The 17,428-nt window shown below is 46.4% G+C and carries 8 protein-coding genes; 6 read left to right on the plus strand and 2 right to left on the minus strand.

The genetic code is table 11. The annotated features are described in order from the left end of the window. The first annotated feature begins 123 nt into the window (after positions 1-123). The 6 genes from AC1EK4_RS10320 (at position 124) to AC1EK4_RS10345 (ending at position 10,823) form a co-directional block, all read left to right on the plus strand. Positions 124-582 carry a low molecular weight protein-tyrosine-phosphatase gene (locus AC1EK4_RS10320; protein ID WP_036896615.1) on the plus strand — a complete coding sequence of 153 codons (459 nt, stop codon included), beginning with the start codon at positions 124-126 and terminating at the stop codon, positions 580-582. A gap of 134 nt (positions 583-716) precedes the next feature. Next, positions 717-1,568: an OmpA/MotB family protein gene (locus tag AC1EK4_RS10325; RefSeq protein WP_036896616.1), complete on the plus strand. Its 852-nt coding sequence runs from the start codon at positions 717-719 to the stop codon at positions 1,566-1,568. Between the two features lie 322 nt (positions 1,569-1,890). After that, on the plus strand, positions 1,891-5,730 hold the full coding sequence (locus tag AC1EK4_RS10330) for a TIM-barrel domain-containing protein (RefSeq protein WP_480358185.1): 3,840 nt from the start codon (positions 1,891-1,893) through the stop codon (positions 5,728-5,730). A gap of 125 nt (positions 5,731-5,855) precedes the next feature. Continuing rightward, positions 5,856-9,578: a phosphoribosylformylglycinamidine synthase gene (purL, locus tag AC1EK4_RS10335; protein ID WP_062435013.1), complete on the plus strand. Its 3,723-nt coding sequence runs from the start codon at positions 5,856-5,858 to the stop codon at positions 9,576-9,578. Positions 9,579-9,713: 135 nt separating this feature from the next. Continuing rightward, positions 9,714-10,250, plus strand: coding sequence for a chromate transporter (locus tag AC1EK4_RS10340; RefSeq protein ID WP_062435017.1), 537 nt, complete (start codon positions 9,714-9,716; stop codon positions 10,248-10,250). Continuing rightward, the gene (locus tag AC1EK4_RS10345) at positions 10,251-10,823 is read left to right on the plus strand and encodes a chromate transporter (protein WP_036896620.1); all 573 of its coding nucleotides are present in this window, start codon (positions 10,251-10,253) and stop codon (positions 10,821-10,823) included. A gap of 37 nt (positions 10,824-10,860) precedes the next feature. Here the strand turns inward: AC1EK4_RS10345 and AC1EK4_RS10350 are convergent, their stop codons facing one another. Further along, positions 10,861-12,954: a glycoside hydrolase family 97 protein gene (locus AC1EK4_RS10350; RefSeq protein ID WP_480358188.1), complete on the minus strand. Its 2,094-nt coding sequence runs from the start codon at positions 12,952-12,954 to the stop codon at positions 10,861-10,863. 30 nt (positions 12,955-12,984) lie between these two features. Beyond that, the gene (locus AC1EK4_RS10355) at positions 12,985-15,678 is read right to left on the minus strand and encodes a 4-alpha-glucanotransferase (protein WP_480358190.1); all 2,694 of its coding nucleotides are present in this window, start codon (positions 15,676-15,678) and stop codon (positions 12,985-12,987) included. Positions 15,679-17,428: the final 1,750 nt, after the last annotated feature.

The raw sequence follows: 17,428 nt of genomic DNA on the forward strand, positions 1-17,428 counted from the left end.
AATTCCATATTGTTTCATATCTTCGCATATCTTACAATAAAATAGATAGACTAGTGAACTATTTCTAGTACGCCAAGCTGCCAAAAAGAGGTGATTCCAGAACTTTTTTGTATCTTTGCGAATATGAAGAAGATACTGTTTATCTGTCTCGGCAACATTTGTCGAAGCCCCGCAGCCGATGGAGTGATGACTCATTTGGTGAAAGAAGCGAAACGTGAGAAAGATATTTTGATTGACTCTGCCGGCATTGGCGACTGGCATATTGGGCAACTGCCCGACGCTCGCATGCGCCAGACCGGTATGAAACGAGGCTATCAATTCGACCACAAAGCACGCCAATTCCAAACATCCGACTTCTCTCGGTTCGACCATATCTATGTGATGGACAACGAGAACTATCGTATCATCACCCAAATGGCACGCACCGATGCTGATAAGAATAAGGTAGAGATGTTGGCCGACTGCCTACGTGAGCATCAATCCGCCACTATTCCCGATCCTTATTATGGGACAATGGACGACTTCGATTATGCACTCGACTTAATAGAAGATGCTTGCTCACATCTACTAGAAGAATTATAAGCAACGATTTGTCTAATAGTTTAAAAACCAGTGCTTTCAGGTTAAAAGAATCTAAAAGCCACCGATGTTTCCCCCACATTGCAAGAGTAAGTAATATATTTGTACACTATAAACAACTAAAACTTAGATAGATTATGAAAAAGAACGGATTAATACTTATGATGTTTGCTGCCGGACTGTTGGTAACTAGCTGTGCCAGCAAAAAGGAATTGCTAAATTGTCAGAACGAGAATCGCGAACTTACAACCAATTATCAGAATACAAAGGAACAATTGGCAGCTGCAAATGCACGCGTCAGTACATTGCAAGACCAACTAAACCAACAACGTAAAGCGAATGCCGACCTGCAATCATCACTCGACAAAAGTTTGACCAATGCCAACTCTAACAATATCAACATCTCAAAATTGGTAGACCAAATCAACGAAAGTAATCAATACATCCGTCACTTGGTAGAGGTGAAGAGCAAGAGCGACTCGTTGAACATGGTGTTGACCAACAATTTGACTCGCTCACTGAGCAAGGAAGAGCTGAAAGAGGTTGACGTACAGGTACTGAAAGGTGTGGTATACATCTCTTTGGCCGACAACATGCTCTACAAGAGTGGTAGCTACGAAATCAACGACCGCGCTGCTGAGACACTCAGTAAGATTGCTAAAATCATCATGGACTACAAGGATTACGACGTATTGATTGAGGGTAACACCGACAATGTGCCTGTAAATACCGATTCTCCACAGATGAAAAACATCCGCAACAACTGGGACTTGAGTGCCTTGCGCGCCTCTTCGGTGGTGCAATATCTGCAAAACCACTACGGAGTTCAGCCTAAGCGTCTCACCGCTGGTGGCCGTGGCGAATACAATCCTGTGGCAAGTAACGATACAGAGTTGGGCAAACAGCGCAATCGTCGCACCCAGATTATCATCACTCCGAAGCTCGATCAATTCATGGACTTGATTGATAAGGCACCGGAGAAAGAGTAACAAGGAGAGTAAAAAAGAGTGCTTGGTAGAAGCAATAACACTAAGAATAATCTAAAATAGCCTAAGAAGCTACCCATTCATAGCCGGAGACTGTCGAGCAAAAGCAAAGATGGTCTCCGGTTTTGCGTATGAATAAAGAGTCATTCCACCAAGTATTTTACGAAATTCCATCACGCCCAAGATTTTTTCTATAACTTTGCGTTCGGTAAGCACAGTGAGGTTTGCCCCTCATTGATTGTACCATACAAGTCGATATACAACTAATATTTTACCGACTATCCATTTGTCAAACACCTATCAATTATAGAACTAACACCTAGTCATGAAAAAACTGTTACTTTCCATCTCACTGTTGCTGGCCTCAGCCGGTACACTATCGGCCTCAACCCAAGTCAACACAGACGTAAAAACGGTCACGCTGCTTAATCCTACGACTGCCGAAATCATCTATACCAGTGGCGAGCGAATGACCGTAGACTTTTATTCCGATAACATTTTCCGCCTGTTTCAAGACAATCACGGTGGGATTCTCCGTGCACCGGAAGCCAACCCACCTGCTCAAATACTCGTGTCGAACGCACGAAAGAATATCAAGCCTCTCAGCATTGCGACCCAAAACGATGCATTCACCATCTCTACCAATCGTGTAAGTGTCCGTGTTGACAAGCAGACCGGCTTACTTAAAGTAACCGACTTGGCTAAAAACAACATTGTTATGGAACAAGCTGCACCCGTAGACTTCAAACATAGCAAGTACATCATGACATTGAAAGGAAAGCCCAACGAATATTTCTACGGCGGTGGTGTGCAGAATGGACGTTTCTCTCATCGTGGGCAGCAGATTGAAATCGTCAATACCAACAGTTGGACAGACGGTGGCGTGGCTTCACCTGCCCCTTTCTATTGGTCGACAGGTGGCTACGGCGTGATGTGCTACACCTTTGCTCCGGGACTATATGATTTCGGTTCAAAAAAGAAAGATGAGGTCTCCATATCGCACGATGCCAATTATCTCGATCTATTCGTGATGGTAGACGACAAACCCACAGCCCTTTTAGACGATTATTACCAACTTACGGGCTACCCGGTGTTGCTCCCTAAGTTCGCATTCTACGAAGGGCACCTCAATGCCTACAATCGCGACTTCTGGAAAGAGACCACCGATAAGAAGAAAGGTATCCTCTTTGAAGATGGGAAATACTATACCGAGAGCCAAAAAGACAATGGAGGCATCAAAGAAAGTCTGAATGGTGAGCTGAACAACTACCAATTCTCGGCTCGCGCAGTGATAGACCGCTACAAGAAATATGATATGCCCTTAGGATGGATTCTACCCAATGACGGGTACGGTGCAGGCTACGGACAGACAGAAACACTTGATGGTAACATCGCCAACTTACGCCAATTTGGAGACTATGCACGCAAAAATGGCGTCGAGATAGGCCTTTGGACACAGTCGCAATTGCATCCCGACCCGAAAGTAAGCGCTCTCTTGCAGCGCGACATCGTCAAAGAGGTGCGCGATGCAGGCGTTCGCGTGCTCAAGACCGATGTTGCTTGGGTGGGCGACGGCTATTCGTTCGGTCTTAACGGTGTCACCGATGTGGGGCAGATTATGCCTTACTATGGCAACAATGCACGTCCGTTCATCATCACACTCGACGGTTGGGCCGGCACACAACGCTATGCCGGAGTGTGGTCGGGCGACCAAACAGGTGGTAAATGGGAGTATATACGCTTCCATATTCCCACTTATATCGGTGCAGGATTGTCGGGTATGCCCAACATTACCTCCGATATGGACGGTATCTTTGGTGGTAAAGACTTAGCCGTCAACGTACGCGATTTCCAATGGAAGACCTTTACACCCATGCAGTTGAACATGGATGGATGGGGCTCTAACCCCAAATATCCGCAAGCATTGGGCGATACAGCCATAGCGCTCAACCGCTATTACCTGAAGTTGAAGTCGGCATTACTCCCCTATACCTACACCATCAGTCATGAAGCAGTAACAGGTAAGCCCATCATGCGTGCCATGTTCCTCGACGACGAAAATGCTTTCACGCTCGGAAGCATGACACAATATCAATATATGTATGGACCATCGCTGCTCGTAGCACCTATCTACCAAGCTACCAAAGCCGACAAAGAGGGCAACGACATGCGCAATGGTATCTATCTTCCAAAGGGTAAATGGATAGATTACTTCACCGGCGATGTGTACGAGGGAGGAAAATTGCTTAACAACTTCGATGCACCACTATGGAAGTTACCTGTGTTTGTGAAGGCAGGAGCCATCATCCCCATGACAATGACAAGCAATAACCCCTCGGAGATAGACAAGCAGTTGCGCATAATAAGCCTCTATCCCGAAGGCAAGACATCGTTTACTCTATACGATGACGACGGAACGACCGAGGCATATAGGCACGGTGAAGGTGCCACCACACTCATAGAATCGCAACTTTCGGGCAAGGGAGAACTAAAAGTAACGGTGAATCCCACCAAAGGAGAGTTCAAAGGGCAACAAAAAGACAAACAAACCATCTTCGTAGTAAATCTGACAGCGGAACCAAAAGCCGTCAAAGCTTTCATCGGCAAGGACGGGAAGCAGACTGTGAAGTTGCAAGCCGTGCATTCAAAAGCCGATTTCGACGCAGCCAAGAATGCTTATTGGATGAACGAGGCTCCCACCTTAGCAGATTTCGGATTGAAAGACGACGCGCTTGCTAAGCACACCAAAGGGCGCAATCCACAGATGTGGGTGAAGATAGAAAGCGTGAATACGGCCGACAATACCGTAGCATTGCTCATGAAAGGCTACACCTATGATCGCCCCAACCTACTCGCTCAAAAGACCGGAGCATTGCAAGCACCGGTCGATGTTGCCGTAACAGAGGCTAACACAACAGCCTATACGCTGACACCGACATGGAAAGCAGTGCCTAATGCCGACTACTATGAAGTGGAATACGATGGTATGATCTACTCTACCATCCGTGAACCGCAATTGCTTTTCAGCGATTTGAAGCCACTCACCCAATATAACTTCAAGGTAAGAGCGGTGAACAAAGACGGTGTATCAGACTGGACTGCCTTCCAAGCAACAACAAAATCCAACCCGTTGGAGTTTGCTATCCATGGACTGACAGGTAAGACATCAAGCGGAACATCGGCTGAAGACCACGAGGTTTCACGTCTTTTCGACTTCTCAGACAAGGGCGATATCTGGTTTGATTACATGGATAAGAACGGCAAACCGTTTGAACTGGTCATCGACCTACATAGCACCAACACCCTCGACAAGCTACAGTATCTGCCTCGCAACGGTGGTATCTCTGGCCGATTCCTCAAGGGAAATGTATCGGTAAGTGCCGATGAGAAGACATGGAGCGAACCAATTGCATTCAATTGGGCTAATGATGAGAAAACCAAAGAAATAGTTTTTGCCAACAATCCGGAAGTACGCTATGTGAAATTCGTCATCAACGAGGCTGTAAACAAATACCTGTCCGGCCGTGAAATCTACGTATTCAAGGTCCCGGGAACCAAAACCTATATCCCCGGAGACTTAAACCAAGATGGCAAGATAGACAGCAACGACCTCACATCTTACCTCAACTACACTGGATTACGCAAGGGAGACTCCGACTTCGAAGGCTACATCAGCAAGGGAGACCTAAACAGTAACGGTCTCATCGATGCGCAAGACATATCCGAAGTAGCTACCAAACTTGACGGCGGAGCCCGCGCAAGCAGTGAAAAGGTGGACGGAAGCGTATCCATAGCGTTCGACAAAGCCACCTATAGTACCGATGATGATGTGAAAATCGTGGTATCGGGTAAGGATTTGAAGGCTGTGAATGCCATCGGGCTGAACTTCCCTTACAACGAAGCCGAGCTGAAGTTTATGAAGATAGAGCCGTTGGCAGTCAAGAATATGATGAACATGACCAATGACAGACTGCATAAGAATGGCGAGAAAGTGCTCTACCCCACCTTCGTCAACATTGGAGACCAAGCCATTTTGAGCGGTAGTCAGGAGCTGTTCGTCATCCACTTCAAGGCTTTACGCAACATAAAACCAATGACAACCAAAGCTGGTGGCATGCTTGTCTCAACATCGTTGGACTGCAAGCCATTTGAAATCAAGAAATAATAGCAACGTCGCAAGTATCATTTGAGGAATACAAAGGAAAGAAAATTGATTTTCCTTTGTATTCCTCTTATTTTCAACTATCTTTGCAACTAGAATAAATCACCTATATATAATATACTGATAGTATGATTCTTTTTTTCAGAACTCCTTCTAAGAGTGTAATCGCCACAGAGATAGACCACCAACCTTCTCAAGGCGAAGTAGATGCACTGTGCTGGCTCTATGGCGATGCCAGTTTGGTAGAAACCCAACATTTGGACGGTTTCTTTGTCGGACCGCGCCGTGAAATGATTACCCCTTGGAGTACGAATGCCGTTGAGATTACCCAGAATATGAGTCTTAACGGCATTTCGCGTATTGAGGAATACTTCCCTGTAGATACAGAAGAGGCCGAACACGACCCTATGTTGCAGCGCATGTACAAGGGAATCGGGCAGGATGTGTTCACTGTGAGCCATCAACCGGAGCCTATCAAGCGAGTAGAAGACCTCGAAGCATTCAACGAAAGCGAAGGTCTGGCGCTCTCAAAAGAGGAGATGGAATATCTACACACGATTGAGAAGCAGAATGGACGTCCTCTTACAGACTCTGAAATATTCGGTTTTGCACAGATAAATTCCGAGCATTGCCGTCATAAGATATTCGGTGGAACTTTCATTATCGACGGGAAAGAGATGGAATCGTCGCTCTTTGCCATGATTAAGAAGACCACGCAGGAAAATCCGAACAAGATTCTATCAGCTTATAAAGATAATGTAGCCTTCTCACAAGGCCCTACCATTGAGCAGTTTGCACCTGCCGACCAGTCTACAAGCGACTATTTCCGCGTATCGGATATAGAGAGTGTCATCTCATTAAAGGCCGAAACACACAACTTCCCCACCACAGTAGAACCTTTCAACGGTGCTGCTACAGGTACCGGAGGAGAAATTCGAGACCGTATGGGAGGCGGTACCGGCTCATGGCCTATTGCAGGAACAGCCGTCTACATGACTGCTTATCCACGCTTGAAGGACGACAATGGACAAGCTGAAGTGCAACGCGACTGGGAAGATATACTTCCTGTTAGACAGTGGTTGTACCAGACTCCGGAGCAAATCTTGATTAAAGCGAGTAACGGAGCAAGCGATTTTGGAAATAAATTCGGTCAACCTTTGATTACCGGATCGCTCTTAACGTTCGAACATCAAGAGAATAATGAGAAGTATGCATACGATAAAGTGATTATGTTGGCAGGCGGTGTGGGCTACGGAAAGAAGCGCGACTGTCTGAAGAGAGAGCCACAACCGGGCAACAAGGTAGTTGTGGTTGGTGGCGATAACTACCGTATCGGGCTCGGTGGAGGCTCGGTATCGTCGGTTGACACCGGCCGTTACAGCAATGGTATTGAGTTGAATGCCGTGCAGCGTGCGAACCCGGAGATGCAGAAACGTGCCTATAATCTAGTGCGTGCATTGGTAGAAGAAGATACCAACCCAGTGGTTAGTATCCACGACCACGGCTCTGCCGGTCACTTAAACTGCTTATCTGAGCTTGTAGAAGAGTGCGGTGGAGAGATTGATATGACCAAACTTCCCATCGGAGACAAGACACTGAGTGCAAAGGAAATCATTGCCAATGAGAGCCAAGAGCGCATGGGATTGCTCATCGACGAGGCTCATTTGGAACACGTACAGAATATTGCTGAGCGCGAACGTGCACCGATGTACGTTGTCGGAGAGACCACCGGCGATGCTCACTTCTCCTTCAAACAGGGCGACGGAGTAAAGCCTTTCGACCTCGATGTGGCTCAAATGTTCGGTCATTCACCCAAGACTATCATGAAAGATAGCACCAAGGAGCGCCACTACAGCAACGTAGAATATGATAAAGCAGACCACATCGACGACTATCTGAACCGTGTACTACAGCTAGAAGCCGTTGCTTGCAAGGACTGGTTGACCAATAAGGTAGACCGTTCGGTCACAGGAAAGATTGCACGACAGCAATGTCAAGGTCAAATACAATTACCTTTGTCCGATTGTGGAGTCGTAGCGCTCGACTATCGTGGCCAAAAAGGTATCGCAACCGCATTGGGACACGCCCCTCAAGCAGGCTTGGCCAATCCCGAAGCAGGCAGTATATTGGCCGTGGCTGAATCGCTTACCAACATTGTTTGGGCACCATTAGCCGATGGAATGGATAGTTTGAGCCTGTCAGCTAACTGGATGTGGCCTTGTCGTTCGCAAGAAGGAGAAGACGCGCGACTCTATTCTGCCGTGAAAGCATTAAGCAATTTCTGCTGCGAACTGCATATTAATGTACCTACCGGGAAGGATTCCCTCTCGCTAACACAGCAATATCCCAACGGCGAAAAGATTATCTCACCGGGTACTGTCATCGTTTCCAGTGGCGGAGAAGTCAGCGATATACGCAAAGTGGTAAGTCCTGTGCTGGTTAACGACAAGAATTCAAGCCTCTATCACGTCGACTTCAGCTTCGACGAACAACGACTTGGTGGTAGCGCCTTTGCTCAAAGCCTCAACAAGATAGGCGATGATGTGCCCACAGTCAAAAACGCTGAGTACTTCACCGACTGCTTCAATGCCATCCAAGAACTCATTCGTCGTGGCTGGATTATGGCAGGTCACGACATCTCTGCAGGTGGTTTGATTACTACTTTGCTTGAAATGACATTCGCAAATACCCATGGTGGTATGCGTATCAACCTCTATAATCTAGGCGGTGACGACGTAGTGAAGAACTTGTTTGCCGAGAATCCCGGTGTCGTGATTCAGGTTTCAGACGAGCATAAAGCCGACTTCATGGCCTTTATGGACGACATGGGCGTGGCATTTGCGAAGATTGGATACCCCACACCCAACGAACGTACACTTGTAGTGAAGAAGAATGAGTGGGAACATACATTCGATATAGATGCCCTACGCGACACTTGGTACAAGACATCTTACCTCCTCGACCGCAAACAAAGCATGAACGGAATGGCTAAGAAACGCTATACCAACTACAAGAAACAGCCTGTTGAGGTGCGATTCCCGGCCAACTTCCAAGGCACATTGGCTCAATACGGCCTCAATGCTGACCGCCGTAAGCCGTCAGGAATCAAAGCAGCTATCATCCGAGAAAAAGGAACGAACGGCGAACGCGAGATGGCTTATTCGATGTACTTGGCCGGTTTTGATGTTAAGGACGTAATGATGACCGACCTCATCAGCGGTCGCGAGACCCTCGAAGACATCAACTTGATAGTCTTCTGTGGCGGTTTCTCCAACTCCGATGTACTCGGTAGCGCCAAGGGATGGGCCGGCGCGTTCCTCTACAACCCCAAAGCTAAAGAGGCACTCGACAAGTTCTATGCTCGCAAAGACACCCTTTCACTAGGTATCTGTAACGGTTGCCAACTCATGGTCGAACTCAATCTTATCAATCCTGAGCACGAACACCGCTCACATCTTTGCCATAATACGTCAAAGAAGTTTGAAAGTTCATTCCTCGGTTTGACCATTCCACAGAACGAGAGTGTCATGTTCGGTTCGCTCAGCGGTTCTAAACTGGGTCTGTGGGTGGCTCACGGAGAAGGTCGTTTCTATCTGCCTGAACCCGAAGACCACTACAATATCATTGCCAAATACAACTATGCAGAGTATCCGGGCAACCCCAATGGCTCCGATTACAACGTAGCTGGTATCTGTAGCAACGATGGTCGCCATCTCGCAATGATGCCTCATTTGGAGCGAGCTATCTTCCCTTGGCAGAACGCTTGGTATCCTGAAGACCGCAAAAACGACGAAGTGACTCCATGGATTGAAGCATTCGTTAATGCGAGAAAATGGATAGAACAAGCCTAACAGCTTCTTCCTGTCCCCCTCCATAGAGGAGAGAGGATGCCAAACATTTACAAATGATCATGAAATAAACAAACCCTTACCTTTCAAAGTTTCCCTCCCCCTCCACAGGGAGGGAAGGGGTGGGGCTTTCATCTGATGTATACAACACTATTCAAGACATTTTTCAAGATTGGACTCGTCACCTTTGGCGGTGGCTATGCCATGATTCCGATGATTGAAGCCGACGTCGTCGACAGACACAAATGGGTGAACAAGGAAGAGTTTCTCGACTTGATAGCCATTGCACAGAGTTGTCCCGGCGTCTTCGCTATCAACATCAGCATCTTCATCGGCTACAAATTGCGCAAGACCAGAGGAGCTATCTGTACCGCATTCGGGACAGCTCTCCCCTCTTTCTTGATTATCTTGCTCATCGCGATGTTCTTCCATCAATTCCAAGATAATCCTGTCATCGCCGCCATGTTTGCCGGAATCCGTCCTGCAGTCGTTGCCTTGATAGCGGTACCCACTTTCAATTTGGCCAAGAGTGCGCATATTACGCTCACCAATTGTTGGATTCCAATTCTCGGCGCATTGGCCATTTGGCTGCTCAACGTGAACCCTATCTACATTATTATAGCCGCCGGACTGGGCGGATATATCTATGGTAAATTCCTTAAAACCACTGAATAAATGATTTTCCTATTCCTTTTCATCACGTTTTTCGAGATAGGTCTCTTCGGATTCGGTGGCGGTTATGCCATGATTTCACTCATCCAAGGACAAGTAGTAACCAAATGGCACTGGATGACGATGGGCGAATTTACCAACGTGATAGCCATCAGTCAGATGACACCGGGACCGGTTGGCATCAACTCGGCTACCTATTGCGGTTACACAGCCGTACATAATGCTGGCTATGGCATGCTTATGTCTAGTCTAGGTTCGGCCACAGCCACCTTCGCCCTCGTACTTCCTTCGTTCATCATCATGCTTCTTATCAGCAAGATGTTCATGAAGTACATGCACACACCGACCGTACAAAGCGTGTTCACGGGGCTGCGTCCGGCTGTCGTAGGACTCCTTGCTGCTGCCACTCTACTGCTCATGACGCCGGAAAACTTCTATACGCCGGCCAATCCTTGGAAGTTTTGGATTTGTGTGATGCTCTTCGTAGCATCGTTTATAGGAACAAAAATCATCAAAATCAATCCCATCCACATGATTGGTTATGCCGCTTTTGCGGGATTGATGCTACTATATTAGGCTTATTAGAACAATAGATCTAATAAGCCTAATTAGTTTAATACCCAGCCTTTATCGAAATGGCATAACCGCCACCCGATACAGCCCGTAGCTTCAACAAACTCTTATGATTCACCTTTACTTTCTTAATGGTATAATCAGTAGGATTTGTTTTCCAATCAGCCTTCTTCCCATCGCAATAGATCGTAGCTTCGTATTGCTTGCCGGGAGTCAGGAAATCCAACTTCAACTTCGATTCATGGGCATGGTTCCCAGCCACACTACCTACAAACCATTCCTCACTTCCCTTCGCCTTTCGGGCCACCGTGATATACTCTCCCGGCTCGGCTTCCAAGTAACGTGAATCGTCCCAGTCCACCGCCACATCTTCTATGAACTTGAATGCATCTAAATGTTTTTCGTAATTCTCCGGTAAATCGGCCGCCATCTGTAGCGGACTGTATAGCGTTACGTACAATGCCAACTGGTTACAGATGGTTGCCATGACCCTCGCATAGTTATCCGGATTCACCTTATTCACATCCATTTCGAAGATACCGGGCGTATAATCCATCGGTCCACCTTGTAAACGAGTGAACGGAAGTATCGTCACATGCTTGAGAGTACACCCTTCCGACGCCTGAAACTCTGTTCCACGAGCCGACTCATTGCCTATCATATTCGGATAAGTACGGCATAATCCCGTCGGCCGGACAGCCTCATGGGCATTCACCATAATATGGTGTCGAGCCGCTTCCTTCACACAATAGAGGTAATGGTCTATCATCCATTGGTCGAAATGATGCCCACCATTCGGGAAGATATTACCTACATAGCCACTCTTCACTACGTCGTAACCATTGTCGTTCATAAATTGATAGGCTGCATCCAACTGCCGTTCGTAGTTCACTACACTCGAAGATGTCTCATGATGCATCATTAATTTCATGCCGCGGGCGTTGGCATAAGCTTGTAACATAGGCACGTCGAAGTCCGGATACGACTTCGTAAAGCTGTAGTTATATTGCTTCTGCCACGTATCTTCCCATCCTTGGTTCCAGCCTTCGACCAGTAATTGCGAGAATCCATGCTTACTGGCAAAGTCGATATACTCCTTCACACGAACATTATTGGGTGCATGCCGCCCCGTAGGCTTTAATTTCGTATAGTCGGTCTCCCCAAGTTTGATAGCTTGATAGTCAGCATAGTTCCACGTACTCTTGCCCGTTATCATCTCCCACCACACTCCCATGTACTTCACAGGGTGAATCCACGACGTATCAGTCAATTTACATGGTTCATTCAAATTCAGTATCAAGTGAGAAGCCAAGATGTTACGTGCATCATCGCTCACCATCACCGTACGCCAAGGCGACGTTGCCGGGCAGCGCAAGTAGCCTTTCCTGCCTTTCGAGTCGGGCGTCAAACACGATTCAAAGGTCATCGTCTTATCGTCCAACACCAAGTGCATGGCCGAATAATCCACCAATGCCGCCTCGTGAATATTGATATATAACTCCTTATCAGTCTTCAATTGCAACGATGTCTGAACCGCTGTCGGACCGATAGGTGTCTGCGTTGCATTCGGTGTAATGGCTTGCTTCATGAGTCCGCGAATCTCCGAAAGCTTAGAAATATGATATTCATATTCGTCGGTATCGTAGTCGCCGGGAATCCAATAAGCCGTATGGTCGCCCGTCATGGCAAACTGCGAGTGTTCTTCTTTCACGATGATATTGTCCATTCCCTCCTGTCTGGGAAATTCATAGCGGAATCCCATGCCATCATCATACACACGGAAGCGTATCACCAGTCGCCGTTTAGTATCGGTCTGTAGCAGCGTTACGGCCATCTCATTATAGTGATTACGAATCTGTGACACCTCTCCCCACACGGGTTTCCATGTCTCATCGAAAGTAGACTGCTCTGTCTTGTCTATCATAAAATGCTCCATCAAACTAGGATAATTGATCAATTCCAAGCCTAGATACGAGGGGCGCACCACCGTTTGTCCTTTATAAGACATCTCATAACAAGGGCGACCGCCGTCTACCCCTACCTTTACCACGATATTCTTATCGGGCGAAGTAATCGTTTGAGCCACAGCCAACAATGGCAGTAGCAGCATTGCTAATACAATCTTCATTTTCATAGAATACAACTTTTTCCTTATGAGCGGATATTAATACCGTCCGCTCTTCTTGATTAACTCTTTCAAATTCTCCATGAAGTCTACATTGGCCGTGAGATCTTCTATATTCACGTGCATTCTGTAGCGCCAATAATGATGCGGATTGGCCGGAATATTAATACGTTCGGCATTGGCATCGGCCAGTCGCAACTTCTCGTCAATAGCCAGCCAGTCTTGTATTGACACCACGCAAAGCATCGACGGGCATACCAAGTGGCACTCTATAATCTCTCGTGCCAACCATCCGGGCAACGGATGCGGTGCACTTCCACCACGATAGAGCATTGTATTGTAATACAGTTGCGTGCGGTCAGCATCCTCATCCCACCACTGTCGCAACGTAGGCATATCGTGACTGGAGATGGTACATACCGAACGGTACGGATTCCGACTTAAATAACTGAACCTAACAAAGGCCTCTTTCGGCATACTCTGTATTTCCAAACTCAATATTTTGAGTTCGTTCATCACCCAAGACACACAATCGGGCACCATACCCAAGTCTTCGGCGCACGTCATCATACGCGTAGCTTGTATCAGCCGGGGCAACTTCTTCATCGCCTCTCGATACCAAAACTGATTGTTCCGACGGTAGAAATAGTCGTCATAAATACGGTTGAATGCCATTTGATCAGCTTCATCCAATGCCTTATAAGTGTAGTCGTGTTGGACAGAGATACGTGGATGAAACAAGTCGGGATTCTTTCTGTCGCGCACAAACAGCACATCGCTGATAAGCGCATAGAGGCCTTCGCGCAATTTCTCGTCGCTCTCACCCGTCCGAGTGGCAAAGATAGCCTCCACTTTTCGCTGTGTATCGTATTCAGAGCGCATCTCGTAGACTCCTTTCTGCAACTCTTTCAAATACATCTGCTTCACTTCCGCACCTCTTTCTCCAAACAGTCGAGTAACCACCTCGTCTGTTATATAAGGTCGTAAGAACCGTTCTTCGCGGAAATGAAGGCCGTATGCCTCAATTTCTTCGCGATTCAAGCCGATGGCCGGAGCAAACTGCCCAAGCAAACCATGCACCGACTCAATGGGAATCTCCCATATTCGGAAGAATCCCAACACATGATCAATGCGATAAGCATCGAAGAATTGCTGCATATTGCTGAACCGGCGTTTCCACCAAGCACATCCGTCTTTCAACATTTCCTCCCAGTTGTAAGTGGGAAATCCCCAATTCTGTCCGTTTACGGAGAAGTCGTCGGGAGGCGCACCGGCCTGTCCGCTGAGATTGAAGTAGCGTGGTTCCATCCACACATCACAACCGTAGCGACTCACCCCGATAGGTATATCGCCCTTCAAGATAACGCCTTTGCTACGTGCATAGCCATGTACGCCAACCATCTGCGTATAGAGGATATACTGTACATAATAATAGAAAGCCACACCGGCAAATGCTTGATTGGCAGGATTGCTCAATTGTTTGCGCTCATGCTCATCCCATACGCGATGGTCGAGCCACTGCGAGAAATCACCAGTGCCATAATCGTCGCGCAATTGGCAATATCGGGCATAGGGCACAAGCCACTGTTCGGCCTCGGTAAAGAACTTCTTGAAATCGGCCGATGCCAATACCTGTGTACCCTCTTGGGCAAACAACTCTTTCAAATAAGCTGTCTTGACCTCGTTTACCTGTTCATAATCCAGCTGTGACAAACTGTTCAACTCTCTCCGTTTCTCTTCAAATGCCTTCCGAAGTTTCACACTCTTGAGCTTTGGCAACCGAGTAAAATCGGCGTATTGCGGATGGAGGGCAAACACACTGATACAGCTATAAGGATAAGAGTCGGTCCACGTGTGCGTAATAGTGGTATCGTTAATGGGCAACACCTGCAGCACACGCTGTCCAGTGGTACTCACCCAGTCTATCATTTTCTTTAAATCTCCGAAATCGCCCACACCAAAACTATCCTTAGAGCGTAGCGAGAACACGGGAACTAAGGTTCCAGCCAATCGTCGGTTGCTGATTTCAAAGAACGACTGGTTGAGCAAATAAACAGCCACATCGCCTTCTTTCATATCCGCCAACTCAATAGTACGGTTATAACCGACCTCCCACAGGGGCTCTTCAGCAACGCCCTCGGCCACGAACTTAAACTCCATGCGATTGCCTACAAGGCTGTCGGCATGCAAATCTATCGTCCACTCGTTGCGTGCATGTTCGTACATGGGCAGAGCTTTTGCCGTATTCCACGAGCCTAAGGCATCCGTCCGCCCTACCAAGGCCAACCGCTCATGGGCACGCAATTGCGGAGCTCGCACCATCACACGCACCGTTTTACTGAATGCTGTAGGCTGTTGTACGACTGTTCGACGACGATTCACACACTCCGTGAAAGCCGAACTATACAGATAAGTGTCTTCCGGCATCTCCAGCCATCGGTCGTAAATAGTGTAATTTGTCCCTTTCACGGCATTCAGTTCTAGCCGGTGAATCTCGGTCGACCACTCCTGTCGTCGACTGGCTCCCTCACAATCCACGCTATAGAAATAACTGATAACCGTGTTCTGTGCACTCTTCGCCTTCGTCATCTGGTACGTCCAATGCTGTCCATCGACCGTCGACATACGATATTGAGATACCTTTTTCTCACCGTCTTTACCTGTTACAACATCGTTGAGCAACAATTCTTCACCGAAAACGGTATGGTACTCGATATTGAATATTAACTTCATACTTCTATGGTTAGTATCTTTTCTGACTGTAAAGATAATCATTTATAAATAGGTGTACACCCTGTTGGATAGAAAAATTGAATCATCGGCATGAAATAAAAGGTACAAAAGTCCCATCTCGGCCTTCCTCGAAGAGCGAAAGAAGCTTTGCTGAGGGAACGTTAGAGACGAATAGCACTCACCCAAATCGTCCCATCTATCCGAAAGATAACCCTTTTCAATAACCATAGACCTTTGGCTAAACGGTAAAAGGCGACGCAACTTGTCCGAAGGAAAATCCTTGCCAAGAGCCGTAACCCCTCGCCCAAATAGTGAAAGACAACACTGCCTTTCAGGCAGGAAACTCATCAATTCCTACTCTTACCCTATCACTATAATAGCAAGCCACAACGTGGCTACCCTCTGTGTTAGCCGCTTGCCGGCGTGAAACAACGGCTGGCGGAGTGATAAAGATATGAGATTTGAGTGCCTTTAGGTACCCCCCGAAACGCAAAACTGCTATTGGGCGAATGCAATTCGCCCCTACTCACCACTCATAATTCATCACTTCTCACTCTAATCTCGTCTACTTATCCACTTAAAACCATCTCCCTCCCCTTTTGGGGAACCATCGGTCATCGACCGAGTAGTCGCTGTCGGCTCAGCCGGTACGACGGTAAACGAGAGAGGTAATGGCTGGGGTGGGCTGTTGCAGCAGCTTCCCAGCATCGCTGCCTCGACTTTTCAGCATTTCTGAATAGGCTATGCAGTAAAACTGCGGAGTCCTTGCAGTCTGATAGTGAACAAGGCTACGAGTGGACAAGTAGCCGAGTTGGGAGATTAGTATTTGAGTTTTGATTGAAAAAAAAGGAGCATAAAGAGAGGCAGTAGAAGCATGGTAAAGATAAAACAACCCATTCCTCATTCCTCACTATTCACCCTATTAGACTCCTTATTCTTAACTTCTCACTCCTAACTTTACCATTGTGTGTCCGCGCACAATCCTTGATTTACATCAAGAAAGATATTAAAAATATGCTAAAGAACATACAAACTCTTGTTCGATTCAAAAAGCCGATGTATCTTTGCAACGTCAAAAAGACAACAGGATTAGTTTTCTAAGGTAAGAAAAAAAAGATTGTTTAGGGATTAAACAAATAGGTTTAGTTAAGGTAAAAAAAGATTGTTATAAAGGAATATACTAAATAGGTTTAGATTAGATTAGAGAAGTTATAAAGACAGTAGGTTTAGTTAAGGTAAGAAAGAAGATTGGTACTCAGGTATAACACTATTTTTAAGGTTTTTAGTTATTTAGGTTTAGGTATTTAGATTGTCAATTTAAGAAGGTTAAATTGAAGAGGTGGAGCCGAAAGGCGGCCCACCGCGTCGGAGGGGAGAAATCCTTTTCCGATTTTTTTATTCTATCTAATACCCTCATCAATCTATTTGAGTTTTTTACCATTCAGTAAAAAAGGCCATAAAGAATTATACAATGAAAAAAAACGCTTTATTAAAGAGATAATTTCTTTCTTTTTTTTAAATCTTTGTACTACGAATTAGAAACCTTAATAATAGAGTTATAACAATCTATAAAGAACAAAAGCATCATGAAATTGAAGAATATAATATTCTAATACAATCTAAATATGGAAAAGCCACACTAATTTGCCCCACGCTGGTAAGTATTTTAGACTCAGTAAGGTTAAAATAATGAGACCCACCTCGCCAAAATAAGAATGACCCTTTGAAACGCTAGTTTTTTAGGGTCATT

This window comes from Prevotella sp. C0026C3, assembly GCF_056590795.1.

Coding starts and splice junctions, on each gene's coding strand:
- AC1EK4_RS10320 (WP_036896615.1), top strand. CDS start 124: ATGAAGAAGATACTGTTTATCTGTCTCGGCAACATTTGTCGAAGCCCC.
- AC1EK4_RS10325 (WP_036896616.1), top strand. CDS start 717: ATGAAAAAGAACGGATTAATACTTATGATGTTTGCTGCCGGACTGTTG.
- AC1EK4_RS10330 (WP_480358185.1), top strand. CDS start 1,891: ATGAAAAAACTGTTACTTTCCATCTCACTGTTGCTGGCCTCAGCCGGT.
- purL (WP_062435013.1), top strand. CDS start 5,856: ATGATTCTTTTTTTCAGAACTCCTTCTAAGAGTGTAATCGCCACAGAG.
- AC1EK4_RS10340 (WP_062435017.1), top strand. CDS start 9,714: ATGTATACAACACTATTCAAGACATTTTTCAAGATTGGACTCGTCACC.
- AC1EK4_RS10345 (WP_036896620.1), top strand. CDS start 10,251: ATGATTTTCCTATTCCTTTTCATCACGTTTTTCGAGATAGGTCTCTTC.
- AC1EK4_RS10350 (WP_480358188.1), bottom strand. CDS start 12,954: ATGAAAATGAAGATTGTATTAGCAATGCTGCTACTGCCATTGTTGGCT.
- AC1EK4_RS10355 (WP_480358190.1), bottom strand. CDS start 15,678: ATGAAGTTAATATTCAATATCGAGTACCATACCGTTTTCGGTGAAGAA.